This window comes from Mesotoga sp. B105.6.4 (assembly GCF_002896535.1).
Classification (GTDB): domain Bacteria; phylum Thermotogota; class Thermotogae; order Petrotogales; family Kosmotogaceae; genus Mesotoga.
This window is the reverse complement of sequence record NZ_JWIM01000016.1, coordinates 98,820-124,049: the sequence shown is the minus strand read 5'-3', so window position 1 is coordinate 124,049 and position 25,230 is coordinate 98,820. Positions and strand designations below refer to the sequence as shown.

Here is a 25,230-nt window from a genome sequence, read left to right as displayed (position 1 = left end):
ATGATAATCGAGAATAAGTATATTGAGGGGATCTGAATAATGGAGTCTGTTGTCCCCTAAAATAGGAGGAAAGCCATGAAAACGTGTCTTATCTTTCTCTTGCTGTTTTTCTTCTCTGTTCTCAGCTTTGCTAACTCAGTCTATTCTGCGGAGCTGCAAAGCAATTCTCTTGCCGAGCTAAACAAGGCGTACAACATGGCGATAGATAATCTTGCAAAAAAAGCAGGGATACTGGCATCCGGAGCAGATCACTTCGTGTCTGCTCTCTATTCAAACGACCCCCTATTGCTCCGCTTCAGGGAAGAAGTCGCAGTATCTACTACGAACATAAACGATGCAAGAAGCAAGGGTGTTTCCGATGAAGAGATGTCCAGTCTCTTACTGGCTTATCAGCAGGCGAAGCTGAGAGAGAACAAGCAGCTTATGGCTATTGCCGAGTCTTCGCTGTACAGCTCCATGGACTATGCTCTGGCAGAAGGCTTAAAGGGCTCTATTGAAACTGCTCATAAAGTGATTTCAGACTTTCTTGCCAACTGGAAGACAATCCTAGAGCCTATATTGAAAGGCGATTTCAAGGGAGTATTCAAGAATGCAATTCTGCAGCTTATCGACTCAACATACAAGATTACTTTCATAGACTACGTGAAAAGCAGTTGCGGCGCCACAGACAAGATCGCAACTTTCTGGTGGAAGTCTTACTTCGTCGATCCGTTTTCAATTTCCGAAGAAAAGAAGTTCATGGATGAAATCCTGACAAGTGCTTCGGACGAGCTCAAAGAAAAGCTGAAGGAGAAGCTGACGGAAAGGGTGAAGCTTGAGATTCTTAAGAAGGGAGAGGCTTTAACCGAAGAAGCTATTGAGGGAATGGTGAAGGAGAAGGCCGAAGGTATTCTAAAGAATATTGTTGAAACGCCTTCTCTTGTTGTCGAGCTCTTCACAAAGTACTACAATGTCGTCTACTTCCAGCTGATGTTTAACAGGCTGGCAGTAAACGAGGTTGCTTTTCTAAAGGAAATCAGAAGAGTTGTCGGTAACGACAGTTCAGAGATAGATAAGTGCTACTTCGACAAAGCTTACTTCCTGGCAACACGCCGAGCAAAGAATGCAGGCAAGACAGACCCAGTTACCGAAAAAATGAAAGATTCGAAGATTGAGGAAAGCGATGGAAAAACCCTTCCGAACGAGGTTCTCAATAAGGTTCCAGAAGTTGTGGAGAAAGAGGATCCGTTCATAGAGCTGACCGTTGTTCAAACAATCGAGGCCGAAATTATCGAGATGGCCTCTCGATTTACGGCTGATAGTATTCCCTCTCCCGATCATTCCACTGCTGTGATTGAAGAGTTGTTCTACAGATTGAATAGGGATGAAATTACTCTTTTGCTTTTCAATCAGGAGATTCACAGTGTTGCAGCTCAGTACGCAGCCGCTTCTGCGAGATCTGGTGCAAACCTGAAGGCAGAATTGGATTCGCAGAGAGAGAAAGGCCAAATAAGCGAGAGTGAATACATTGACCGAAACAAGGAAATCGAAAGAGAGGCTTCAAAGCAAAATGAGAAGTTGAGTTCGACTATTGCAGGCTTTCGTGAGGAGATCGAGAATGCAAGGTTCAAATTCAGAGAAGAGTTCTACACTCTTTTCCACACAGTTGATTTAAAGGAAGAGATTATCAAGATAAACTCCGAGATGACCGATGAGATCAGAGGGTTTCTCCAGGTTTATTTGCAAAAGACCAGCATCCATCTTGGAAACACATATTTCCCAAGTTTCAATGACTTGATCAAGGCTTTCAGTAATCAAGAAAATGGATTTGGGAATGATTTCTTGAAGAGACTTCGCTCCGATTCGCCCGAGATTGTCCTTCTTGAAAGCGGTTGGATTCTTGAAGGTCTTTACGCGATTTGGACAAAAGAAAGAGAACTCACAAATGACCTTCTAGACAGAGCAATTGAAATAGACACGGAGCTTGATAATTTGTTCATCAGTGTGCCGAAGTTTCACTATTCAGACGGCTCTGGACTCCATGAGTTTTCTCGGGAAGTCAGTGCTTTCGATTCTTACAGAATCGCCCTTTTGAACAGGAATCAGTCTCTTCAAGAAAATGGCTCCTCCCTTTCTGAGTGGAGCTATCTCCTGGATGAAAAGAATAGCAAGACTTACAAATATCTTGAGGCTTATCTCGTACTTCAGCGCGAAAAGCTGGAGATTTTCAAGATTCTATCAGCTATGGTGAGAAGAGATTTCATTGAGCTTGAAGAGAACTACCTTGAAAAATGGACCGAGAGAATACAGAGCATGGTTCAGACAATTGCCGACCTGTGGTCCGAAGAGATCACGGCTGACCTGGCTCAAAACAAACTGAGAGAAGCTGCGGCAATTACAGATTCCGTCGATGAGTTGTATGCTTACTGGGTCGAGCTTAGGGACGAGCTATTCCTCCTGAAGAGAGAGATGGAGTATATACAACGCCACGGAGTTCCTTCACTGGACATCCCTAATGAGAGCTCGGAAGGCGAACTCTTGAGAAACCTGATCTCCAGAAATGAAGAACTCAAGCTCGTCGCGAGCCTCAGAATTTCAGATTTTGAGTCGGCCGATCTAGAAGACGCAAGATATGATCTGAAATCGAGAGTGGAAGCTTTCACCGAGATGATTCTCGATTTTGAAGCCAATCCGAATAGTACGATTGCAGGCAGTCCAGCTTACAGCATACGTTACTCGATACAGAACGCCTCAATTCAGAAGTCAGGAATCGCCTTCCCTCTCACTCTAGATGACCCTCTTGTAATTGGCCTTGCAGCAGGGGATCTCAATAGCTCCTTGGGACTCTGCGAAGAATTCATGGATTTCCTGGAAATGGTTGAAAAAAGAAAAGCAGCTTCTGAAGCAGCTGAGGAGTACCTCAATCAACGTTTAGATAGTATTGAAGCATCTCTGGCAAAAGTCGAAAGTGAAGGCAATTTTGTAACTGCGGAGGGAAAGAAAGAACTAATCGACTCCCTTGACAAGGCCGTCGAGGAGGCAACAGAGGTCTTCAGAAGCTATGGTTTCATGTACACGAGATGGTCAAATCAAAGAGAGCTTCAGCTGAGAGACAGAGTCGATAACCTTGTTATAAAAAATCAAAGCGACTCAGCTCACCTTGGAGGACCTGCTGAGGTATTTGAAGTTGTGGAAAGACCGACTGACATGATAAGAGGAGAGTTGATCTGGCTTGATGTGACATCGAATGGCTATCCCTCTCAAAGGTTTAGACTGTCCGCCGATAGAAATAGGCTAATGATAGAGATGAGGCCGGGTAGTGATCCTTCTACGAGATTCAGGATACTCGATCTTTCGACAGGTGAATTCGAGATCTTTCCTCTTCCGGCTGAGGCATTGGAGATTGTTTCAACTGAACGGTATAGATTCGACTGGGACTCGGATGGAAGACTCTTGATTTTTTCTTATGCTGGAAATGTCATCGTCATTGGTGCTTCGGGAGACTTTGAGGAGTTTTCTTACAACGCGATCGAAGGAACGGAGTTCTTCGATCATGATTACTCCGGAAGGTATGGACTGTTTCGCGAACCGAGAGGGCAATTGTATGTGCTCGACAACGAGGTACAATCCAGAATGCTGATCGGAATAACATACTCGACTTATACTCTGCAATGGCTTCAAGGAGAGGGGACGGTTTTCTTTGTGGATGAGAATAATGAAATAGAATTATTCAGCACATCGAACGAAACTGCCTCTAAGCCGGGAACTGTCTTTACCGCTTCTTCTTGCGCGGTCCTCCCCGGTGGCGAATGGCTCGTTTATGGAGATGCCTTCGAATTGAAGGCAATGAGACTGGATGGATCAGAAACAATCCGGTTGCTTGAAGTTTCTGAATCGAGTGAAATTCTTATCGCAGGGACGTTTCCTTTACGAGGAAATTCTTTCCTTCTCTTGTGGATGAAGCACGGAGAAGAATTCGACTACGCCGTTCAAGTTTGCAGCACATACTGATTGCCAAGGTTACGAGAATGCTCTTGATGCCTCAGGATTTTTCGCAATCTATTCTTGCCAAGAGATTCATTTGCATTAGAAGGAAATGCGGACGTGGTAAATGAAATAACTCTGCCTTAGTAAAGCATGAGAGCCACGACAACTGGACTATAGAGTGGCAGCTGCTCAAATAACCTGAAAGAAAGATATTTGTCTTATCGTCTTTTTTCTGGGGGTGTATACTGAAATTGAAACCAAATCCTTATGTGAGGGGTGACTGTATTGAAAGTTACGAGGAGAGCTTCTCTGGCCGTAGTTCTGGTCTTGCTTCTTGGCACCATGCTTCTGGCGGCCGGAACCGAGTACACTGTTGTAAAGGGAGACACTCTATGGGAGATTGCAGAGGCCTATGATGTCGACTGGAAGGAAATCGCCGAGCTCAACGGAATCACTGATGAGTTTGCACTGCAGGTGGGAACGGTATTGAAGATTCCTGCGGCGTATACGGAAATATCGGTCATGATTCCCAATATCGATCATGATATTCCCGCCGTTATCTGCATCCCTGAAGGCGATGGACCATTTCCTATAGTCGTCATGCTTCATGGAACCGGCTCTGACAAGAGCGAAGCCGGCGGAGGCTACCTACTTGCAGCTCCTGCTCTGGCAGAGGCAGGTATTGCCAGTGTCCGCTTCGACTTCATTGGAAACGGCGAGAGTACCGCAGACTATATCGACTACAACTTCACATCGGCTGTGGACGATACAAACATCGCCTTCGCTTACGCAGCAAGTCTTCCGAGAATAGACGGCCATCGAGCAGGAATAATGGGTTGGAGCCAGGGAGGAACAATCGCTTTGCTCGCTGCAGGACAGAATCCGGCTTACAAATCGGTGCTTTGCTGGGCAGGTGCTCCGGACCTATCAGGAGTTGGAAGCTTGGAGGCATATGAGATAGCAAAGCAAAATGGTTACTATGAACTCACTTTTGAATGGAGAACTCCTCTTAAACTCGGGCTTCAGTGGTTCGATGAAGTTTATGGCACTGACGTGTTACAGGTCTTCTCTAACTCCACAGCGCCAGTACTAGCAATCAATGGTGCTCTAGATACAGTAGTTGATCCTGTAAATGCTCAGAGAATTGTCGATGCATCAAGAAGCAATGAGTCAGAAGTTCTTCTTATAGAAGGCGCGGACCATACGTTCAACATTTTCACGGGGGACACGACAGCCTTTGATCAGTTGATCGGGGCCACCGTAGATTGGTTCGTCAAAACACTTTAGAGATCGCCTGAAAAATAGAGACTCCATTTTTTGGGAACAAGAGCAGTTCCTCGTTCCGACGCCTCGCGTCCAGGTTCTTGGTCATCAGTTCCAAGTTACAAGTTGCAAGTCGCAGGAACGGTTATCCGTTATCGGTTCACCGTTCTCCGAGCAGAGCTTCAAGACCTATCAAGCTCTTTGGATGATGATCTTAGGTCCTCCCTTGAGGGAGGAGGGCCACGAGGTGGCGGAGGGTGTCTGTTTCAAAGAAGAGCTTGGAGAGCACGAGATGAGGAGAGAGGACAAGAAATAGTCTAGAGGGTTCTCGTCTTCTTGTTGGCTCATCGAACGTCTCGACAGTGCTCTTTCTCGATTGATCTTATCGGAGGACGGCGGACCGTTGACAGACAACGTTGTTTTGAACAGCGCTCAGCGGTTCACCGTTTTTAATCGTATAGCGGATCTTCAGGGCGAGATCCCGTGCAGGTGCATCACGGGATGATCCTAACAAATCCATTTCAGGGTACGCTATACGGGATGACATGAGGGGGAAGAATTTCGGGCGAAACGAATTTGGTGCTTCTTTTCTTGCTCTTACAACAACCAAGAACCTCTCTTACTAGGAGCTTTACGGCGATGAAAGTTTTTTCTGACTTTCAGTCATTTTGGCGTGTACCGGCCAGAACCTCGATCTTTGAAACAATTGCAAGAGACAAGTTGCGAGTTGAATAAGAAACGGTTATCCGTTATCGGTTCGCCGTTCTCCGACAAGAATGAAAAGAGCGGTAAAGGCGTGACTAGGGTCTTGGCTTTTCACAGCGTACAAAGGGTTTTCTGCTCTTAAGCGTCCAGCGGAATTTCTGGCGCAGCGAGCGTCTCTACTGGCTCTTTCTCGATGCTTCTTATTGGTCTCGCAAAGCCGAAACTGGTCTGTGCGAACAGACAGGCTTCAAAATCGCCTCCTGCCGAAGGCAGCCTTGCGTCCGTCGATGTTCTTTCGGCGCCTTGCGTCCCGCCGAAGGCGGCATTGCGTCTAATTTCAGCAGTGACTGACTTTTCACTCGCCTTCTCCGTGAGCGTAGCGAACGTCTCGAAAGTGATCTTTCTCGATTGATCTTTTCAATGAACGGATCCATGCTCTTGGATGGCTTACGGCGGACGTTTCCTCAAAGCGTTCAGCGGCTCTTTACATCCTGTATCGAGTAAAACACGCGCAATTCTGTAGTAATCATGACTATTAAGTTTCAGTATGCAACAAAATATAGCTGCTACTTGATTGCACAATAATCGGTTATTCATGGATATTTGGGCTTCTAGTTTATTCTCGATGGCTGATTCCCTCACGATGGATTTGGTTTTTCTCTTCTTCTCATATAAAGTTAGTTGTGTGCTAGTCTCGCTATGAAACAAAATACTTCTCTTTGCTTATTTGATGAAGCCTACAGTTTTCGACTGAATAGTGCGCGATTCAAGGAGGTGCTTCCAATGGCAAGAACTATGTTAGTTTTGGTGGCTGTCTTATTGGTCTTCTCGTCGGCTTTCGCTTTGATCGAAGCGGAGCTTCTATCTGTGAACACTTCTGGTGTGGACAGAATGCCGTGGGTCTTCGAAAACACGATTTATTTCGCTACCCAGGGCTACAACATCTACCAGGCAACCTGGAATGACGGAAACTGCGGTGAGCCTGAACCGGTGAAGGGAGCTATAAACTCTTCTCAGAACGAGATCAGTCCATGCGTAATTAGAAACAACGATGGCGAACTCGTGATGTACTTCGGTCGATATACTGGTTCAGACAGGGATTACGATTTCTTCAGGTCGGTTTTCGATAAAGAAATGGGCGAATGGGGAGAACCCGAGGTTGTCCTGGAACTGAGCACAGAGACTCAAGACTGGAAGATATGGGTAAATAGCGATGAAACAAAGGCCTACGTCACCACAAAGGGTGCCTTTGGTGGACTAGAACCAACAGGCGTGAGAGACATCTGGGTTTCCGAGAAGGAAAACGGCAAATGGTCTACCCCGACAAGAGTAAATGAAGTCAGTTCAAGTGGCAATGAATGGTCTGTATTCGTCGACCCTGAAGGAAAGATCTGGTTTGATTCATCAAGAGACGATTCCATAGGGGGCTACGACATCTATTTCTACGATCCCTCTACGGGTGAAATTGGTCATCCCGAGATGATGATCAATTCTTTCTACGATGAAAGAAGTTTGTGGACAGATGGCACAATAATAGTGTTCTCGACTGTTGACAGACCCAATGGTATGGGCAGCTACGATCTTTTCATTGCCAAACTAGAATAGAACCTGTCTCTTTTTGCCGAGCCTGTTCATTGTCTTTGATGGTGAGCAGGCTTTGATTCCGATTTCGAGAGGTGATGGCTTTGCATAGTTTGTCCAAGGCGGAAAAGGATGTCTTTTATGAACTCTGGAGGAATGAAGGCGGATTGTCAAGAAAATCCATAGCCAAAGCAACGAATTTGAGCAAAGCTACTATTTCGCGACTCACTCAGCAACTCATTGAAAAGGGCTTTGTTCTGGATAGCCCTCCGGTGCCGTCCACACACAAGGGAAGACCGTATTCGGTGCTGAATGTGAATAACGGAGAGTTGCTTGTCGGCGGAGTTCACATACATTCCAAAACGATGAACATAGTCTTGGGCGATTTGTCAGGCAGAGTTAAGCACGCAAGATCTCTGGATCATTCAAGATATGATGTTCTGGACAAACTGTACGAAATACCTAAGATTATTCGGAACAGCTTCGATGAGAGTATCTCTGCGGTTCTCGTTTTCAGCATCGTGACTCCGGGGATCGTGGATGAATCGACAGGCAATGTCGTGAAGAGCTTCTACACGCAGAGTGAAACGGTAAATCTTAAGAAGCTAAGCGATGAGTGGAAAACAACACTTGAGATAGAGAATGACGCTAACGCCCTGCTGGTTTCAGAAATGCTTCTGGGCTCTATTCCCTTAAGAGACGCATTATATATAGACAGGGAGTTCGGAGCTTCTCTCGTGCTTAACGGAAGGATTTTCAGAGGTCCACATGGCGGAGCAGGAGAATTCGGCCATCTTCAGGTAGACCCTTCCGGTCCCGAATGCTGGTGCGGCAAAAAGGGCTGTGTTGCTGCCTTTTTCGATCCCAAAAACCTTCACGACAGATTCTCCGGGTTGGTGCCGAACGGAAGTCTGAAAATGGACGATCGTTCCTTCTTGCGGTTTCTCAATGAACTATATTCGGAGAACAGCAACGAAGAATACGTGAGAGCCTTTCAACAACTACTTGACAAACTTGCAGCAGCTATCGCAAATGTTGTCGACTTGCTCGGGCTTGAAACGATAGTGCTCAACAGCCGCAATCCTTTCTTCTCCGACAAAGCGGTTGATTATCTTAGAAAGAAAGTGTTCGATATGTCGCTGGGCCACACCGAGCTCGAAATGATGATTCTTAAGGTTACAGAACAGAAGCTTTTGAGAACACCCCTCGCTGTTTCAGTAGGGAGAATACTGGGAGTCTTTTAGGAGGTGCGTTTTATGAGAAAGAGAGTTATGATACTTTTTGTTGCCTCGTTGCTCTTGATTACTTCTGCAATGGCAAAAACAACTATCGTCCACTGGATGCACCATTCACCGAGCAGAGCGATGATTATCATGGAAATGGCTTCAGAGTTCATGAAGGAAAACCCCGATGTAGAAATCAAGGTTCAGACAATACCATATTCAGAGTATAAGACTAAGCTACTTGCTGCTCTGGCAGCGGGAAGTGGGCCAGATGTCGCACAGATTCCAGCCACGGCGATGGAGGAGTTCTTCGGTTATGGATTGATTCAACCAATAAATGCAAGTGTCGCCACGGCGGAAGAGATGAGAGAGAAGTGCATAGAAGCGGCTATTGACAAGCTGATTATCGATGGTCAGCTGTACGGCTTTCCGACAGATGTTCAGACAATTGTTCTCTTCTACAATCCATATCTCTTCGAACAGGCGGGTCTTGACCCCTATAGCCCTCCTCAAAACTGGACCGAACTCCTTGAGTACGCAAAACAGCTGACGATTTGGGAAGGAAACAAGATGGTTCAATCAGGGCTGGGAATTGAAGGCTACGAACCGGTTATTGAGAGTTTCATGAGGCAGGCAGGCGCAACATTCTGGGCAAGCGATGAAGAAAAGAAAGTCGCATACGAAGATGCTCAGCTTGAAGGCCTGAAATTCTTGACTGATGCAGTGCTGAAACATGAAGTATATGTACCGGAATTTGGTTCGAGGTGGACGGGATTCAGACAGATAAAAGAAGCTATGGTGTTCGGACATGGAGCAATGGTCGGTTCTTTCCAGGTCGGCGGGCATCCCGATCTCGAATTCAGAACCGCACTCCCTCCGGCGCACCCCGAGACAGGAAGCAGAAGCTCGGTTTTGACAAGCTGGGCTCTTGTTCTCATGAGCGATTGCAGAACTCCGGAGATCGCTTCGAAGTGGCTTGCTTTTATAAGCTCGCCCGAAGCCCAGAAACTGTGGTTCAAAGATACAGGAGAACTCCCTTCTTATTATAGCGTGATCAATGATCCCGAGTTTGCAGATGATCCTTTGTTGAGCCCGATTCTGGATTCACTGAATTATGCTGTGCCAACGTTCTCTGCCGGTTGGGGAAATCCGGCGGCTCTTCTTAGGGAAACGGCGTACAACAGCATAATCAACAAAGGGGCCGATCCTGAGGAAGCGCTCAAGAAGGCGATAAACGAAATCAACCAGTATCTCGAAGAGACCTTTGGAATATTCTGATCCTAAACCGGGGTCTAGCGGCAAGCCTGATTCGGAGGTCTTTCAATGGTAGAGCTATCAGATAATTCACTGAGTAAAATTTTAATAGCTGCAGGGTTGTTACTAATAATTCTCTCTTTCTTCCTGCCCTACGCATCGGGAGAAGTTGTGTATAGGGTTGCTGACTTCTCTTTTTGGGGTGCGTTTAACCTCCTGCCCGTCTATATTGTCCTGGTCTGCCTTTTTGCACTGTTCCTTGCGATAGGGAAGATCTCATTTCTTCTTGGAACAGCTGTCTCTTTGCTGGTGCTGAACATCACGATCATCTTCATGAGAACTGAATGGCAGGAGGTTCTAAGATCAAAGTTCTTCCTCGATTTCCTGGGCATTGCCGGTTACGGATGGTGGATCTCTTTGATCGGCAGCGTTGTGGTTCTCGTTGCCGTCGTAAGACTGATTCCGGATAAGAAGAGGGCTCCGTATCTCTTCATTCTGCCGTCCCTGTTTGGAGTCTGCTTTCTTACTTTCTTCCCGGCAATGTTCGCTTTCTTTATCTCGTTTCACAGGTGGAATATCCTCGTGCCGAACAAACCATTCGTGGGGCTTGCGAACTTCAGGAAGGCCTTTACAGACGAGTATTTTCTGAGATCGCTCTGGATAAGCTTTAAGTATGCTCTTGGCGTTATACCCGTGAAAATCGTAATTTCCTTTTTCTTTGCTCTCCTCATATACTCTATCCCGAAGTTCAAGAGCGTATTCAGAGTGATATACTTTCTTCCGGCCGTGACATCGGTTGTTGCGATAAGCGTTATCTGGACATGGATATATCATCCGTATTACGGAGTAGCGAATTATCTCATAGGACTCTTCGGGGCGGAGCCGATAAACTGGCTGGGCAATCCCGAAATAGCCATCTGGTCAGTTGTGTTTGTTTCAGTCTGGAGGTCCGTTGGATACAGCATAATAATCTTCCTGGCCGGGCTGAACAACATACCTAGTATCATTCTGGAAGCCTCGGATATCGACGGAGCAACGCGTTGGCAGAAGGTCAAGAACATCATAATCCCGCTCATGAAGCCCTCTCTTGTTTTTGTGTTCATAACTTCGACGATCGGCGCGATTCAGGTTTTCACGGAGATATACATGATGACGGGAGGAAATGCAGATACGAAAACGGCTGTCTTCTACATCTGGCAGACGGGATTCAATAAGCTACAGATGGGCTATGCTAGTTCAATGTCAATCGTTCTGTTTGCAATAATACTGGTGATTACTCTTGTTCAGATGAGGGTCACAAAGATTTTCAAGGAGGAGTGACCTTGAGATCGAAGAGGAAGAGCAACATAATTGTATATTCTATTTCATATACTCTCTTGATAGCATTTTCAATAATAATGATTATGCCCTTTGTATGGATGATCTTGTCTACATTCAAAGATCAAAGTGAGCTTATGAGATTCCCCCCTAAGTTCCTGCCTGACAGATTCACCCTAAAGAATTACGCCGAAGTATTCAGTTCCGTTCCTTTTTTGAGGTATTACTTGAACAGCATTCTAATAACTACCGTTGCGGTCACTCTCACATTGCTCACATCCAGCCTCGCCGGCTTTGCCTTTGCAAAATACAGGTTCAGAGGAAGAAACTCGATTTTCAAGACTCTGCTCGGCGCGATGATGATTCCTTTTCCTGTTACCATAATCCCGCTGTATATCATGATCTACAATCTGGGGCTCGTAGACACCTACTTGGCTCTGATTATAACGGGTTCAGTAAGCATCTTCGGCGTATTTCTCATGAGGCAATTCATTGTCACTATTCCCGACGACTTGATAGATGCGGCCAGGATAGACGGATGCTCCGAGTTTCAGATCTTTAGAATCATCGTGATTCCAAACATAAGAGCACCACTGTCTGCGCTGGCGATCTTCTCTTTTATGGCGACCTGGAACGCTTTCCTGTGGCCTCTTCTGGTTGTTAACAACGATGAACACAGGACTGTTCAACTCGGAGTACAGTATTTCACCCAGCGTTACGGGGATTTGATGCACCTTCAGATCACGGCCGCCGCAATGGCCGTTATACCGATAGTGGTGCTGTATCTCAAATTGCAGAAGCAATTCATCGAGGGTATTACGATGACCGGTTTGAAGGGCTAGTAGGGGTGGTAATATGAAAAAGCTCTCGACTCTCTTTATGCTTTTAGTATTCTTTTCTTCTGTTTTTCTCTCGCTGGAAAGCAGTAGACCTGAGAATATCGTCATCCTGATTTGTGACGGGATGGGTTTTAACCATCTATACATATCGGAACTGGTAACTGGAGAAGTCATGGGAAGCCACAGTCCCGTAGTCGGTATCGGCAGAAATGAGGCTCTAGATAATCTTGTAACCGACTCGGCTGCCGCCGCAACCGCGTTTTTTTCCGGTGTGAAGACACTGACGGGGTATCTTGGCATGAATGCATTAGGAGAAGAAGTGAAGACGCTGGCGGATATCCTGAAAGACAAGGGTTGGTGGCTCGGCCTGGTTACAAACACACGTTACTACGACGCCACTCCGGCAGCCCTTTACGCTCATGCGCAAAGGAAGGAAACGGATGTAATTACAGACTTTCTAATGGAAAGTCCCCTCGATTTGTTCTTTGCCGGTGGTCTTGAAGAGCTGGGAATCAATCCCTTTACTCAGAAACCGACGCCAAGAAGCAGAATACACGAACTCATAGACAGCGGCTACAGGGTTCTTGGACTGAATTTCGAGGAGATTGGATCTCCGGATTCCGAAATGCTGAAGGGAACCGTTGCCCTTGTAACCATGGGAGACAAAAGCTTTGAGAATGAATTGATTCCCGGTGAGCCCACTCTCTTGGAAATGGTCGAAAGGGCTTTAGCTGTATTCATGCAGGAAGAGAGAAACAAGCTACTCGTCATTGAGGCCGGCAGAATTGACGATGCTTCTCATGTCAACGATTCAGAGGCCGTGCTGGCCGAACTGGCTGCCTTCAGGGACGTACTCTCTTATTTGCTTTCACAGCTCTCTTTGGAAAGCGATCTATTGATCGTGCTTTCAGACCACGAGACCGGAGGAGTCGCGGTGCCTTATGGCAAACCCGATGGTGACTTTTCCTTGAGCTGGTCGAGTAACGACCACACTGCTGCCTATGTGCCTATAATTGCCTACGGCAAAGGATCGCATGTCTTCACGGGATTTTACCATTTGAAGGAGATTCCTCGAAAGATCTGCGGACTATTGGATGTGATTATATGCGCAGAATAGTTTTTTGCTTTATGTTTTCAATATTCCTTGGAGGGACTCTGATGGGAACATCTCTGACTGTCATGACCTACAACATAAGGCACGGATTGGGAATAGACGGTGTCCTGGATTTTTCCAGAGTTGTCGAGACCATAAGGGAAGTAGATCCAGATATTCTTATTCTCAATGAAGTCGATCAGGAAAATCCGAGGAGCGCAGGACTGAGACAGGCAGAGATTATTGCCAAGGAACTCAACATGAGCTACTTCTTCAGTCTGGCGGAGGGCAGGAGCAACTACGGCAACGCTGTTCTCAGTAAATTCCCGATAACGGCCGAATTTGGTTTTGTGCTCCCGAGACCAGAATGGATGCTTGCCGTGGATAGAGGTTGTTCCGCAATCGTCACAGAGATCGAGGGCCGGGAAGTCCTGGTGATGGGCACGCATCTCGGTCTCGGCGGGATCATGGAAATCCAGACGGAACTCAGAAAGATTCTCGAGGTGTATCTTGAGCACGAAGAGATTCCGGCGATTATTGCCGGCGATCTCAACGCCGAGTGGTATGATCTGCAGTACGGTGTCCCCGAGTTTTTTAACCACTTCAATTCGGTGAATCATGCGCTTGACAAGAGTCTTCATACGATACCGGCAGATAGACCGGGCCGGCAGATTGATTATATCTTCGTGAATCACTATTTCGAGATCGTCGATGCGTTCACTGTAGCTTCATACGCTTCGGATCATCTGCCCGTCGTTTCGAGGCTGGTCCTGAAATGAAGAATATCCCTCTCCTCTTCGTTACTATCGATTCGCTTGGTCCGGAGGTGTTGAAGAAGGCCAGGACTCCTTTCCTGGATAGTGTTGCCAAGACTGGTTCCGTGGTGAGGAATATGAGATCGTGTTTTCCTACACTTACCACACCCATGATGAGCACCATATTGACGGGTGTATATCCCGAAAAACACGGCATATACTCCAACACTATCCTGAACAGAGAAGAGATGAGAGTGGAGGGTAGACTCAGAGATCTCAAAAGAGCGCCAATAACCGACTGTTTATACGAAAACAACTACACCATCCTCTCGATACAGCATTTCATGCTTCAGGGAAGAAAGGGAGTGAAGCATGTCCAGGTTGACGGAAACAGAAGCAATGCAATACGGAAGGCGCTAACAAAGGAGAGTAAAGAAAAGAAGTATGACGCTATCTTCTGCCTCTATCAGTCTCTGGATAGTGCGGGGCATAGATACGGACCTCTTCACCACAAGACGATAAGAGAATTGGAAGAGATAGATGGCGAGTTGAAGCTTTTAGCCGACTTTCTTGAAGAGACATTTGGAGAATTCGTTATAGTCATTAGTTCCGATCACTCCATGTCATTGGCCGAAAATCCTACGGATCTTGATCTAGGTGAAGTTATTGCCAGGATCGGTCTCGAAGCCGAACTTGGTAAGGAAGGAAAGAGGGTTTCTAAAGAGACTGACATTCTTATGCTCAAATACCCAACCGTAAACATCTACACTCTGACGGAAAAAGCAATGAATAGGACAGCTCTGCTCGTGGATGCTCTGAGGAAAATCAGCGTAACAGATAGAGTCTATACAAAAGAAGAAATGAAGAAGTTGCACAACCCCGAGTATGCTGACATCGCCTTCTGTTTGAAAAGAGGATATTCAAACTCATTGAAGTCGAGAAGGCCCGGGTCTTTTTTCGGATATCACGGAACTTTCCACGAGGAGCCCTCCGTGTTCATGTTTAGAGATATTCACAAGACAAAGAACTGTGTAGAGAGAGGTACTCTAGTCGACATTACGCCAACAACCCTCGATTTACTTAACATAAAATCATCTGTCGATTTCGATGGAATTTCACTGAAGAAATGAGGTTTGAAAATTGAATCTGACAAAACTTGATTATCATCTGCACACAAGCTATTCAGACGGAGAGATGACTTTTTCCCGGCTTCTTGAAGCTTTGGAAGGCAATGTAAGTGTATGTGGCGTGACTGATCACTTTGAGTTAAACCATCCATCCAGCATAGAATTCACAAAAGACTATCTTGAGGCCTTCGGAGCATTCAAAGAAAGCGCCAGGAGGCTCGGCATCTCCGCTCATCTCGGCGTGGAAACCGGGCTCGGGAAGAGCGGCATACTACTCCCTTTTATGATGGGCGAAATAGAGTACATCATTGCGAGTCTTCACAGAGTTCCGCTAGAGGGAACAAACAGTGAAGATTACTGGCAAGCTTACAAAGGTATCATTGCCGAAAATGCACGAAGAGGAGGCTTTCAGATTCTTGGGCACGTCGAGGGCTATCTCCCGCTTCTACCTCTTCTTGATCACGATCCGGGATTCGACAAGAAGAGGGAGATTGAACGGCAGATCATTCACAAGTACTTCACGTTTGACTGGTACTCGCGATTGGCAAAGGATCTCGAGGCAAACGATATTGCACTCGAAATACATGAGCCATCAAAAACGCCGCGATTAGAAGTTCTGGATATTATGAAACGATCGGGAGTTGCTTTCTCCTACGGAACAGATTCCCACATACCTGAGCAGGTTTCCAAGAGGAGCTATCTGAAAAGAGTCATCCAGGAACTCGATCTGAAGGAAAGTGATTTTCTCGATATCGAGACGATTAACTTGAAAATATAGAGTATTTCGGGAGGAACTTGTATGACAAACGTTGGGATTATCGGTTGTGGAATGATGGGAAAGGTTCATTCCATTGCGTACAGCAGCCTGCAAGACGTCAATGTGAAAGCAGTAGCGAGTCTCTCAAGGGAACAGACTCTGGAATGTGCAAGACTCACCTCTTCAAAAGCATCCACTGTGGAGGAGATACTCACCGATGACGAAATAGAGGTAGTCAGTATCTGTACACCTACGGATACACACAGGGATCTTGTGGTGGAAGCAGCAAGAAACAGGAAGCATGTTTTCTGCGAAAAACCAATAGCTCGTACTCTCAAAGACGCTCTAGAAATGGTTGAGGTTTGCAAGCAAAACAGCGTTCTGCTGGGTGTGAATCATGTAGTGAGATTCTTTGACTCTTACTCTAGGGCAAAGAGCCTTATGGAAGACGGAGCGATAGGCACGGTGGTCATGGCAAGGATGTATCGCGGTGGTGTCTTTCCAAAGCACGGCTGGAACAATTGGTTCGACGAACTCGCTAGAAGCGGCGGAGTTCTTCTTGATCTTTCCATTCACGACTTCGACTTCTTGAGAACGGTCCTGGGAAAAGTAGAGTCCATAACCGCAAGAAGCGTGAAAAACACTCCTTCTCATCCAGGCAGAAACAGAGACCATGCCATAGCTGTCGTCAAATTCGCAAACGGTTCGCTGGCACATGTCGAGGGCAGCTGGGCAGAGCCGGAAAACGCTCCTTCGAAATTCACAACTTCTTTCGAATTCGTGGGTAGAGATGGAATGATAACCTACGACAGCGATGAGGATTTCACTATTAGGGTGCAGACTGCGTCTAAGGATCTCCCGTCTTTCTCAAAGAGCACCCCCACAGCCAATGATCCTTATGGATTACACATACAGAAGTTCATAGAAGCGGTGAAAGAAGAAAGAAAGGTTCCCGTTGATGGTAATGAGGCTATTGAGGCGTTGAAGATCTCGCTGGCCGCCAACCGATCTGCAGAAAGCGGGAGACCTGTGAAGCTCCTGGAGGTGGTGTAGGTGTTCAGGATTGGGGTTCTTGGAATAGCCCACACGCACGGATACAGCTATATAAGGCAGATTCAGTCTCTCTCAGAAACAAGCATTACGGGTGTATTTGATCAAGATTCTTCTAGAAGCGCAAAGACCTCGAATCTCTTCGGCATAGAACGCTTTGACGATCCTCTGAAGCTAATTGAAAACTCGGATGGGGTCGTAGTTACTTCCGAAAACTCATTCCATAAGCAATATGCGGAGCTTGCAATGATTAATGGCAAACACGTGCTGTGTGAAAAACCCATTGCCACAACTGAAGAAGACGCGAGATCGATGCTGCAGACGGCGAGAGAAAACAACGTCGTCCTTCAGATGGCCTTCCCCGTTAGATACGCTCCGTCGATTCAGCAGGCAAAGAAGGAAATAGAAACCGGCAGGCTCGGCAGAATCCTCTCGGTCTCGGCTACAAATCATGGAAGAATGCCCGGAGGATGGTTCGTGGATGAGAAGCTTTCCGGCGGAGGGGCGGTTATGGATCATACCGTTCACGTTGTGGATATTATCCGCTGGCTACTAGATGTTGAGATTGAAGAGGTATCGGCCGAATACGCCAGACTCATCTACGACATCCCAGTTGAAGACTGTGGCCTCCTCCTGCTAGGTCTTTCTAACGATTCCTTCATGAGTCTCGACTGCAGCTGGTCAAGACCTGAAGCCTATCCTTACTGGGGAGATGTCACTCTCAATCTTGTCGGTACAGACGGTTCGCTCAAGATAAGCGCCTTTGATGCGAAGCTGAGAGTCTTCTCAAACAAGAGAGGAGTCTTCTGGGAGAATTTCGGAGACAGTTTCGACAGAGCGCTGGTTAAGGAATTCGTTGATTCTGTAGTCGAGAAAAGAGAGCCTTTGACCTCAGGAGAAGATGGGCTTGAAGCTCTAAGAGTGGCTCTAGCAGCATATGAAAGCGGAAGAACACATGAACCTATTCAAGTTAATCATTAGCAGCACCCCATTATGAAAGACGACTAAAGGTGGTGAAAACTTTGAAAGGTAAACGAACATTGCTCGTTTTGGCAATCGCACTCATGAGCATCATGACTTTTGGTCAGATAAAAGTGCAGATGTTGCCATTTTGCTCGAGTGGAATAGAGAGGATGCCGTGGCTTCACGACGACATTCTTTACTTCGCCGGGACAAACTACGATATCTACTACACAACGCTTGAAAACGGAGAATGGGCTGAACCACAGTGGCTTCCGGGCGATATCAATACATCGGAGTACGAGATTAACCCCTGTGTGATAGAAAATGACGGAGTGTTGGTTATGTATTTTGGTAGATACTCGGCCGATACTGACTATGATTTCTACAGATCGGTATTTGATGAAGAAAAGGGTGGCTGGGAAGAAGGAACTCTAGTTGCTGAACTCAGCACGGATAAGAAGGAATGGGATATATGGGTGAACTCAGACGAGACTATCGCATATTTCACGTCGGGAGGCACCTTCAACGGAAAGGAGCCTATCGGAGGAAGAGATATTTGGAGATCTGAATCAATCGACGGGAAATGGTCATCGCCAGAGAATCTCAGCTTTCTTAACACCGGCGGCGATGAATGGTCGGTATTCCTTGCTCCTGACGGTTCTATATGGTTTGATTCGGCAAGGGATGACTCAATCGGAGGCTACGATATTTATCGCTGGGACCCTTACACCAGGAGTATAGAGCATCCTAGAGAGCAAATGAATACATTTCTCGACGAAAGAAGTCTGTGGACCGATGGACAGATACTGTATTTTTCGGGATTGAACAGACCTGATGGTGCGGGCAGCTACGACATCTTCACATTATTATCTCCTCAAGAAAGGCAAGTGAAAAAAGAAGCTATTGCCGAAAGCACAGACCCGATAACCGTTACTATCAATGATATTCGACAGAGATCCGAAGGTAGGTACTTGTTTCTAGACAACATCGTTGAGGTTGAAGGGATAGCAATGGTTAGTTCAGGCCTCTGGCACGACTCGGCTAATTACTTCGCTCTGACGGACAAGAGCGCCGGTATCCTCATCTATGCTCAAGGTTTCAAGGAGCCGCTCGTAGAAAAAGGTGATCTTGTACGAGTAAAGGGAACACTCACCACGGTCGGCTATACAACAGATGTAAACAGCCTTGTCATAAGACCAGCCTCTCCTGATGATATTGAGATAATCAGAAAAGGAGAGACATTGCCGGATCCTGCGATCATATTTACAGATTCTGCAAAGAGCCAGCTTAGAAATCTCGAAGGTTCGTTGGTGATGATTTTCGGGAAGATAAGCGCCTACGACAATGAAACAATCACCAGGGGATTCTGGTTGACTGGACCGTCAGACCGTGATTTCGACAGCGTATCTTCTGGAATGAGAGTGAAGTTCTATGACTATGCCGGCATAGACATATCTGCTCTTGGCGATGGAAGCTTCGTTGCAGTACAGGGAGTCCTGATCCAGGATAATGAAGGGGAGTTCTATGTCAGACCCACCATTGACGAAGATATTCGTGAACAGACAGAAAACAGGATCTTGTTCTTAACTACAATTACAAGAAAGGACCTACTCACTCCGACAGAGGAAGAACCTGAAACCACAAAGAAAGAAGAGACGAGAGATCTCGTACTTCCTGAGAACGTGGAAGCCATAACTCAGCTGTCATCGTCCGATAATGATTTCTTTTCTTCTAACATTGCTGGGGCGTCAAATGGAAAACAGGTTTTTGCTAGCCTATACAAGGAAAAGGGAACAAGAACCAAAAACTATCCGCCTGCAATCTATGAACTCGTTCAGGGAAACGTGTCAAGCAAGATACCCTTCCCGGGGGAAGCCGAATTCCCTTACCTCAAGGACAATGTGCTGCTCTTTGCAGGAAGAATCTTGCCTGATGATCAAAACGCTGACTGGAAGATATATTCATATGACGCAGCAACCAAAGAAATCAGGACTCTGACATCGGAGTCATATGACCAGATTGAACCCGTAATCTCTCCCAAGAAGGACTTCTTGCTTTACTCGGAAAGAAGAGATGGCAAATGGTTTGTTGTGAAACAGGATTTGTCGTCCAGTGAGAGGACGACTGTCGCTGAGAATGCGAGGTCACCTACATTATCCCCTACAGGTAACGATCTTGCCTTCCAGCACTGGAACGGAAAAGACTGGGACATAGTGGCTTTCAATATGAGAACCGGTAAGACAACTGGAATTCTCAGCAGTTCATTCAACGAATTCTCTCCGGTATGGTCACCCCATGGTACAAAGCTTTCATTTGTTGCCGATTACAGAGGAGAAGTCGAAGTCTTCATCATGGATCTCTTCGACTATACGATTACTGCAGCAACGAAGGACATTTTCTTGACCACGAATCCATTCTGGCTCGATGAAAGTACACTGGGTTTCACAATGAAGACAAATCTCGGATGGAATATCGTTAAGACAAGCACCTCGCTGAAGGAAAAGCCTTCATCTGAGAGCATTTCTGCTGAAGAGAAATTCATCGTTTCTCCGCGATTCGCTTTCCCATATCTCAGTGATAATCGCATTCTTGAGGTAATAACAAAGGAAGGTTATTCACAGCAAAGAGCAAGACTAATGGGCAGAACGGGAAACGCATATGAATTATCGCAGATCGCTGAACACACGTACGTAATTCCAGATCGAATTACTGAAGGTCTTTATTCCCTCGAGGTTCTTGCAGCGAGTTCCGGGGTAGTTTACAGGCAGCTGGAAGAAAATGCTGTCAGAGTAGGGTCTCTTGATGAATCCTTTACCATCGTCCATCTTACCGATCCACATCTCGACCTGCTAAGCAAGCCGGAGAATATGCTCCTGTTCGAGAGACTGCTGAACGAGATCAGGGCAGAGAGCCCCGATCTCATGCTGATAACAGGCGATCTTTCCAGTTCCGCCCTTGCTTACACAACTGACTGGGAATTCATAAAGGAGAAGACCATTGAATATTGTGATTTTCCCGTGTTTATTGTTCCGGGTAATCACGATACACAAAGATCAGGCAGGATAAATGGGATGGAATTGTGGGAAGAGTTATTTGGGCCTTGTTACTACAGCTTCGAGTGGGGTTCATGGCACTTCTTGGGCCTAAATACGGCCGATTCAGAGTATGGATTTGTGAGCGGAGTAGTGTCTGAAGAACAAATGGAATGGATAACAGAAGAATTGAAGAGAATAGGAAGCGAGAAAATCATACTCTTTGGCCATCACAACTTCTACGATGACAGATGGATCTTTTTTGAGGAGACTGAACAGAGACGAGAGCTGCTTGATCTCTTCACTAGGAGCAACGTAGCATTGGCTCTTTTTGGTCATAGACATAGCGATGCGATCGATTATTCACTTAACACTCTTTCACTCACCACGAAGAGGGCAGTGGAAACTGACGGCAAACTGGCATACAGAAGAATAGTTGTAGAAGAAGGACTAATCATCGAACTTGTAGAAGTCGAGCCGAAGGGCTCGTCGATTTTCTAGCAGCTGCAAGTACTACAAGATGCAACTGAAAAGAATGAACGGTTATCCGTAATCGCTTAGCCATTCTCCAACGGAGCGAAAGCGAACCTAGAAAGCGAGAAGACGCTTTGAGTTTGAGATGAAGCTTCGCTTCGAGAAAGACCATATTCGAGACTACGAAGAACAAGGAGAGAAAGCAGATCCCTTGCAATTGCACTGAACAGGAGACCCCAAACAGGAGTATTTTGGGGCAGGCTTTCAGGGCGGGCTCTACGGGATGACCAAAGCGAGCGGATTTAGGAGCAGCTTTACGGGGATGAAAGCCATTTCTCACTTTCAGTAGCTGGCGTGTACCTGGCCAGGATCTCGATCTTTGAAACAGTTGCAAGTGACAAGTTGCGAGTTGAATAAGAAACGGTTATCCGTTATCGGTTCACCGTTCTCCGAGCAGAGCTTCAAGACCTATCAAGCTCTTTGGATGATGATCTTAGGTCCTCCTTGAGGGAGAAGGGCCACGAAGTGGCGGAGGTGTCTGTTTCAAAGAAGAGCATGGAGAGCACAAGAGGAGGAGAGAGTACGAGAAACAGGAGAGAGTTCTTGTCTTCTCGTGAGCGCAGTGAACGTCTCGACAGTGCTCTTTCCTTAAGAAAAAGGTTCTCGGGTTTGCTTTCAAAGTCGGCTCTAAACAGCGTCCAGCGGGGCCTTGATCTTAAGCGCATAGCGGCTCTTCACAGCGTTCAGCGGGGCCTTGATCTTAAGCGCATAGCGGCTCTTCACAGCGTTCAGCGGGTTCACCGCTTTTAAGCGTTCAGCGGTCTCGGTCTTCTCGGAGGACGGCAGACCGTTGACGTACAACGTTGTCTTCGTCAGCGCTCAGCGGGTCCTCATTCTTAAGCGTCCAACGGCTATTTTGCCCGCGAAGCGGAACTGGCCTTTGCGAAGCAAAGACTGGCCAGGCGAAGCCTGACTGGCCACCGAAGGTGACTGGCTTGCGTAAGCAGACTGGCTTTTCTCTCGCTTTCTTGTGAGCGCAGCGAATGTCTCGACAATGCTCTTTCTCGATTGATCTTATCGGAGGACGGGTCCTTGCTCTTGGACGGCTGACGGAGGACTTCTCATCAAATCGTTCAGCGGATCTATGACTCGAGATCCCAATCAGTTGCCCTGAACAGGATCACGTCAGAGCAGGCTCTACGGGATGACAGCCGTTTTTTATGTGATTCTGACATAATAACGGTCAGGATCTCGGTTCTCTCGTGAGCGCAGCGACCGTCTCTACCAGCTCTTTCTCGATGCTTCTTATTGGTCTCGCAAAGCCGAAACTGGTCTGTGCGAACAGACAGGCTTCAAAATCGCCTCCTGCCGAAGGCAGCCTTGCGTCCCCGGATGCTTCTCCGGGCATTGCGACCTGGCGAAGCCAGCCTTGCGTCCGCCGATGTTCTTTCGGCGCCTTGCGTCTAATTCCAGCAGTGACTGACTTTTCACTCGCCTTCTCCGTGAGCGTAGCGAACGTCTCGAAAGTGTTTTTTCTCAATTGAGTCGTCGGACGCCAGATGTTATTTCCCTTGTAAGGCTCACGAAGAACGGTTCTTCACAGCTTCACATTTGTGAAGAGTTCTTCTATACTTTGGCGTCTGCGGATAAGTTTGACATAATCACCATCGACGAGTACTTCTGCGGGCAGCGGCATACCATTGTAATTGTTTGCCATAGAAAAGCCGTAGGCACCGGCGTTTTCGAATACGATTGCCGTACCTGGTATAGGCACTTCGAGCTTCCGGCCTCTTGCAAGTATGTCGCCGCTTTCGCAAAGAGGACCGACAACATCGGCAGTTGCCGTCTTCTTGGTGCCGGAGAGGACTATAACGCCGTGATGAGCATCATATAAGGCAGGTCTTATCAGTGCATTCATCCCTGCATCGGTAACGATAAAGATTTTTTCCGAGGGTTTAACACTCACTACTGAAGTCACGAGGTATCCTGCCGGACCGATGATGAATCTACCCAGCTCTGAAATCAGTTTCCCATTGAAGTCAGAGAACATTCCCGAGACGGCCGCCCGCAACTTTTCTATATCAAGCTCTTCGCCTTCATAGTTAATACCCCAGCCCCCGCCGAGATCGATGTGCTTGAAACCGAATTGCTTAGCACATTCGAGAACTTTGGAATAGGCGTCAACAAATGGTTCTACTTCGGTGATTTGAGATCCAATGTGAAGATGTAGGCCATCGATCCTGTCGGCCACCGTCTCGACCTTTTCGATTGGAACTCCGAATTTGTGGGCTTTGAGTCCTGTCGAGATATGTGGGTGAGTGTGCGCGTCAACATCCGGATTGACTCTTAGAAGCTTCACGACATCTATCCCATCCCATAGAGGCAGTTCCTGCAGCGAGTCGACGCAGACAGTGTCAACACCCTGATTTGTGAAATGCACAATATCTCCATGGGTCTTTCCGTTACCATTCCAGAGAATTCGCTTCATGCCGGCCATTTTCGATGCGAGGAGCTCACCTCTTGAAACAACATCCGCACCAATGCCTTCTTCTGCCATTATCTTTAGAAGAGCGGGATTGCTGTTTGCCTTCAACGCAAAGACTATCTCTGCATCCAGCCCCTCGAAAACCCTCTTTGCTTTGTCGATTCTCTTTCTTATCTTTTCTGCATCGTATACATATAGCGGCGTACCGAATTCACCAGCAAGCTTCTGAAAATCAATCATCTCAACCTCCAAAATTCAGCCTTTCCGTTATCTCATCAATCTCTTCAGACCTGATATTAAGCGCTGGCAAAAACCTTACGCTCCCTCCAGTTACATTGAGCAAGACCTTTCTTTCAAAGGCAAGGCCTTTCACCCCGTTAGGGTTTTCGGTCGTGACTCCTATCATTAGACCCTTACCTCGAACTCCCCTGGCCCAAGGAAGACTCTTGAGGTTTTGCATAAGACGCGCTCCATTTATTCTAACACTTTCGAGAAGGGCTGAATTCATTCTAGACACAACTGAGAGCCCTGCTGCAAGGCTGAGAGGGTTCGGAGCAAATGTTGAGCCGTGATCTCCGAGAGAAAACGGTGATAGCTTTCTGAAGACAGTTGCGCCAAGAGGCAGGCCGCCTCCAACGGCTTTTCCCAGTATTACAATATCCGGTTCCAATCCGTAATTCCGATAGCCAAAGTATTCGCCTGTTCTACAAAGGCCTGACTGAATCTCATCGGCGACCACTAGAAAGCCCTTCTCCTTCCTGAGTACTTCAATCGTTTCGATCAGTTCGGAAGGATACAAGTAGACTCCGCTGTTTCCCTGTATCGATTCTACAAAGACGGCGGCGATTTCATTTTCCTTGACCGATTCAGAAAATGCCTCCGCATTCTTGGGAAGAAAGAGGACGTCGGGGAGAAGCGGTTCGAAAGGCCTTCGCAGTATTTCACTATGTGTCAAAGAGAGAGCGCCGATGGTTCGCCCATGAAAGTTACCTTCAAAGGAAATCATTTTCCCCTTTCTCAACTTCCTTACAGCTTTGATCGCAGCTTCTGTGGCCTCGGTGCCGGAGTTTGAAAAATACACCTCGCCGCTGGAGTTGACAAATTTCAGGAGACTCTCACTAAGCTTTTCGGCATCATCGTCGAGAAAGTAGTTTGATGTGTGAGAATACCTTCCCATCTTCCTGGAGACTGCTTCAATCGTTGCTTCATCCGTATGACCGAAAGCGAGTACTCCTATTCCTGCAAATGTGTCGATGAACTCGCCCCTGTCAGTATTGATTCTTATTCCGTGTGCACTCTTTATCTCGAGAGGAAATGGTGAGTATACGTTTGAAAGCATTGTACTC

Annotated in this window: 17 protein-coding genes; 14 read left to right on the top strand and 3 right to left on the bottom strand. The window is 46.8% G+C overall.

The window, feature by feature from the left end:
• Nucleotides 1-75 precede the first annotated feature (75 nt).
• From RJ60_RS05570 to RJ60_RS16495, 14 genes are all read left to right on the top strand, one after another.
• Nucleotides 76-3,990 (top strand): hypothetical protein, encoded by a 3,915-nt coding sequence (locus RJ60_RS05570; protein ID WP_099830021.1) that lies wholly within the window; start codon nt 76-78, stop codon nt 3,988-3,990.
• A gap of 261 nt (nt 3,991-4,251) precedes the next feature.
• A complete protein-coding gene (locus tag RJ60_RS05565; protein WP_099830022.1) occupies nt 4,252-5,253 on the top strand; it encodes an alpha/beta fold hydrolase in 1,002 nt (333 codons plus the stop codon).
• Between the two features lie 1,464 nt (nt 5,254-6,717).
• Nucleotides 6,718-7,539: a hypothetical protein gene (locus tag RJ60_RS05550; RefSeq protein WP_099830025.1), complete on the top strand. Its 822-nt coding sequence runs from the start codon at nt 6,718-6,720 to the stop codon at nt 7,537-7,539.
• A gap of 74 nt (nt 7,540-7,613) precedes the next feature.
• Nucleotides 7,614-8,759, top strand: coding sequence for an ROK family transcriptional regulator (locus RJ60_RS05545; protein WP_099830026.1), 1,146 nt, complete (start codon nt 7,614-7,616; stop codon nt 8,757-8,759).
• 12 nt (nt 8,760-8,771) lie between these two features.
• Nucleotides 8,772-10,016 (top strand): ABC transporter substrate-binding protein, encoded by a 1,245-nt coding sequence (locus RJ60_RS05540; RefSeq protein WP_099830027.1) that lies wholly within the window; start codon nt 8,772-8,774, stop codon nt 10,014-10,016.
• A gap of 45 nt (nt 10,017-10,061) precedes the next feature.
• Nucleotides 10,062-11,312, top strand: a complete 1,251-nt coding sequence (locus RJ60_RS05535; protein WP_099830028.1) for a carbohydrate ABC transporter permease — start codon at nt 10,062-10,064, stop codon at nt 11,310-11,312.
• Nucleotides 11,313-11,314: 2 nt separating this feature from the next.
• Entirely contained in the window at nt 11,315-12,151 is an 837-nt protein-coding gene (locus RJ60_RS05530) for a carbohydrate ABC transporter permease (RefSeq protein ID WP_207759748.1), read from the top strand.
• Nucleotides 12,152-12,164: 13 nt separating this feature from the next.
• Nucleotides 12,165-13,265, top strand: a complete 1,101-nt coding sequence (locus tag RJ60_RS05525) for an alkaline phosphatase (protein ID WP_099830029.1) — start codon at nt 12,165-12,167, stop codon at nt 13,263-13,265.
• A gap of 41 nt (nt 13,266-13,306) precedes the next feature.
• On the top strand, nt 13,307-14,020 hold the full coding sequence (locus RJ60_RS05520; protein ID WP_165775366.1) for an endonuclease/exonuclease/phosphatase family protein: 714 nt from the start codon (nt 13,307-13,309) through the stop codon (nt 14,018-14,020).
• Entirely contained in the window at nt 14,017-15,126 is a 1,110-nt protein-coding gene (locus RJ60_RS05515; protein WP_099830031.1) for an alkaline phosphatase family protein, read from the top strand. Before RJ60_RS05520 ends, RJ60_RS05515 begins: the two co-directional genes overlap by 4 nt.
• 10 nt (nt 15,127-15,136) lie before the next feature.
• Nucleotides 15,137-15,901, top strand: a complete 765-nt coding sequence (locus RJ60_RS05510) for a PHP domain-containing protein (protein WP_099830032.1) — start codon at nt 15,137-15,139, stop codon at nt 15,899-15,901.
• Between the two features lie 21 nt (nt 15,902-15,922).
• A complete protein-coding gene (locus RJ60_RS05505) occupies nt 15,923-16,933 on the top strand; it encodes a Gfo/Idh/MocA family protein (RefSeq protein ID WP_099830033.1) in 1,011 nt (336 codons plus the stop codon).
• A complete protein-coding gene (locus RJ60_RS05500; RefSeq protein ID WP_099830034.1) occupies nt 16,934-17,911 on the top strand; it encodes a Gfo/Idh/MocA family protein in 978 nt (325 codons plus the stop codon).
• A 2,654-nt stretch (nt 17,912-20,565) separates the two neighbouring features.
• Complete coding sequence (locus tag RJ60_RS16495) at nt 20,566-21,426, top strand: metallophosphoesterase (RefSeq protein ID WP_374704105.1); 861 nt, start codon at nt 20,566-20,568, stop codon at nt 21,424-21,426.
• A gap of 1,216 nt (nt 21,427-22,642) precedes the next feature.
• On the opposite strand, the gene RJ60_RS15515 is transcribed toward RJ60_RS16495, so the two are convergent.
• The 3 genes from RJ60_RS15515 to RJ60_RS05475 all read right to left on the bottom strand — a co-directional run bounded on the left by RJ60_RS15515 (nt 22,643) and on the right by RJ60_RS05475 (nt 25,223).
• Entirely contained in the window at nt 22,643-22,807 is a 165-nt protein-coding gene (locus RJ60_RS15515) for a hypothetical protein (RefSeq protein ID WP_165775367.1), read from the bottom strand.
• A gap of 189 nt (nt 22,808-22,996) precedes the next feature.
• On the bottom strand, nt 22,997-24,124 hold the full coding sequence (gene lysA / locus RJ60_RS05480) for a diaminopimelate decarboxylase (RefSeq protein WP_099830038.1): 1,128 nt from the start codon (nt 24,122-24,124) through the stop codon (nt 22,997-22,999).
• A gap of 1 nt (nt 24,125) precedes the next feature.
• Nucleotides 24,126-25,223: an aspartate aminotransferase family protein gene (locus tag RJ60_RS05475; RefSeq protein WP_099830039.1), complete on the bottom strand. Its 1,098-nt coding sequence runs from the start codon at nt 25,221-25,223 to the stop codon at nt 24,126-24,128.
• Nucleotides 25,224-25,230: the final 7 nt, after the last annotated feature.

Bases quoted from the DNA above. Each gene is read 5' to 3' on its own strand.
- RJ60_RS05570 (WP_099830021.1), top strand. From the start codon at position 76: ATGAAAACGTGTCTTATCTTTCTCTTGCTGTTTTTCTTCTCTGTTCTC.
- RJ60_RS05550 (WP_099830025.1), top strand. From the start codon at position 6,718: ATGGCAAGAACTATGTTAGTTTTGGTGGCTGTCTTATTGGTCTTCTCG.
- RJ60_RS05545 (WP_099830026.1), top strand. From the start codon at position 7,614: ATGGCTTTGCATAGTTTGTCCAAGGCGGAAAAGGATGTCTTTTATGAA.
- RJ60_RS05540 (WP_099830027.1), top strand. From the start codon at position 8,772: ATGAGAAAGAGAGTTATGATACTTTTTGTTGCCTCGTTGCTCTTGATT.
- RJ60_RS05535 (WP_099830028.1), top strand. From the start codon at position 10,062: ATGGTAGAGCTATCAGATAATTCACTGAGTAAAATTTTAATAGCTGCA.
- RJ60_RS05525 (WP_099830029.1), top strand. From the start codon at position 12,165: ATGAAAAAGCTCTCGACTCTCTTTATGCTTTTAGTATTCTTTTCTTCT.
- RJ60_RS05520 (WP_165775366.1), top strand. From the start codon at position 13,307: ATGGGAACATCTCTGACTGTCATGACCTACAACATAAGGCACGGATTG.
- RJ60_RS05515 (WP_099830031.1), top strand. From the start codon at position 14,017: ATGAAGAATATCCCTCTCCTCTTCGTTACTATCGATTCGCTTGGTCCG.
- RJ60_RS05505 (WP_099830033.1), top strand. From the start codon at position 15,923: ATGACAAACGTTGGGATTATCGGTTGTGGAATGATGGGAAAGGTTCAT.
- RJ60_RS15515 (WP_165775367.1), bottom strand. From the start codon at position 22,807: ATGCCCGGAGAAGCATCCGGGGACGCAAGGCTGCCTTCGGCAGGAGGC.
- lysA (WP_099830038.1), bottom strand. From the start codon at position 24,124: ATGATTGATTTTCAGAAGCTTGCTGGTGAATTCGGTACGCCGCTATAT.
- RJ60_RS05475 (WP_099830039.1), bottom strand. From the start codon at position 25,223: ATGCTTTCAAACGTATACTCACCATTTCCTCTCGAGATAAAGAGTGCA.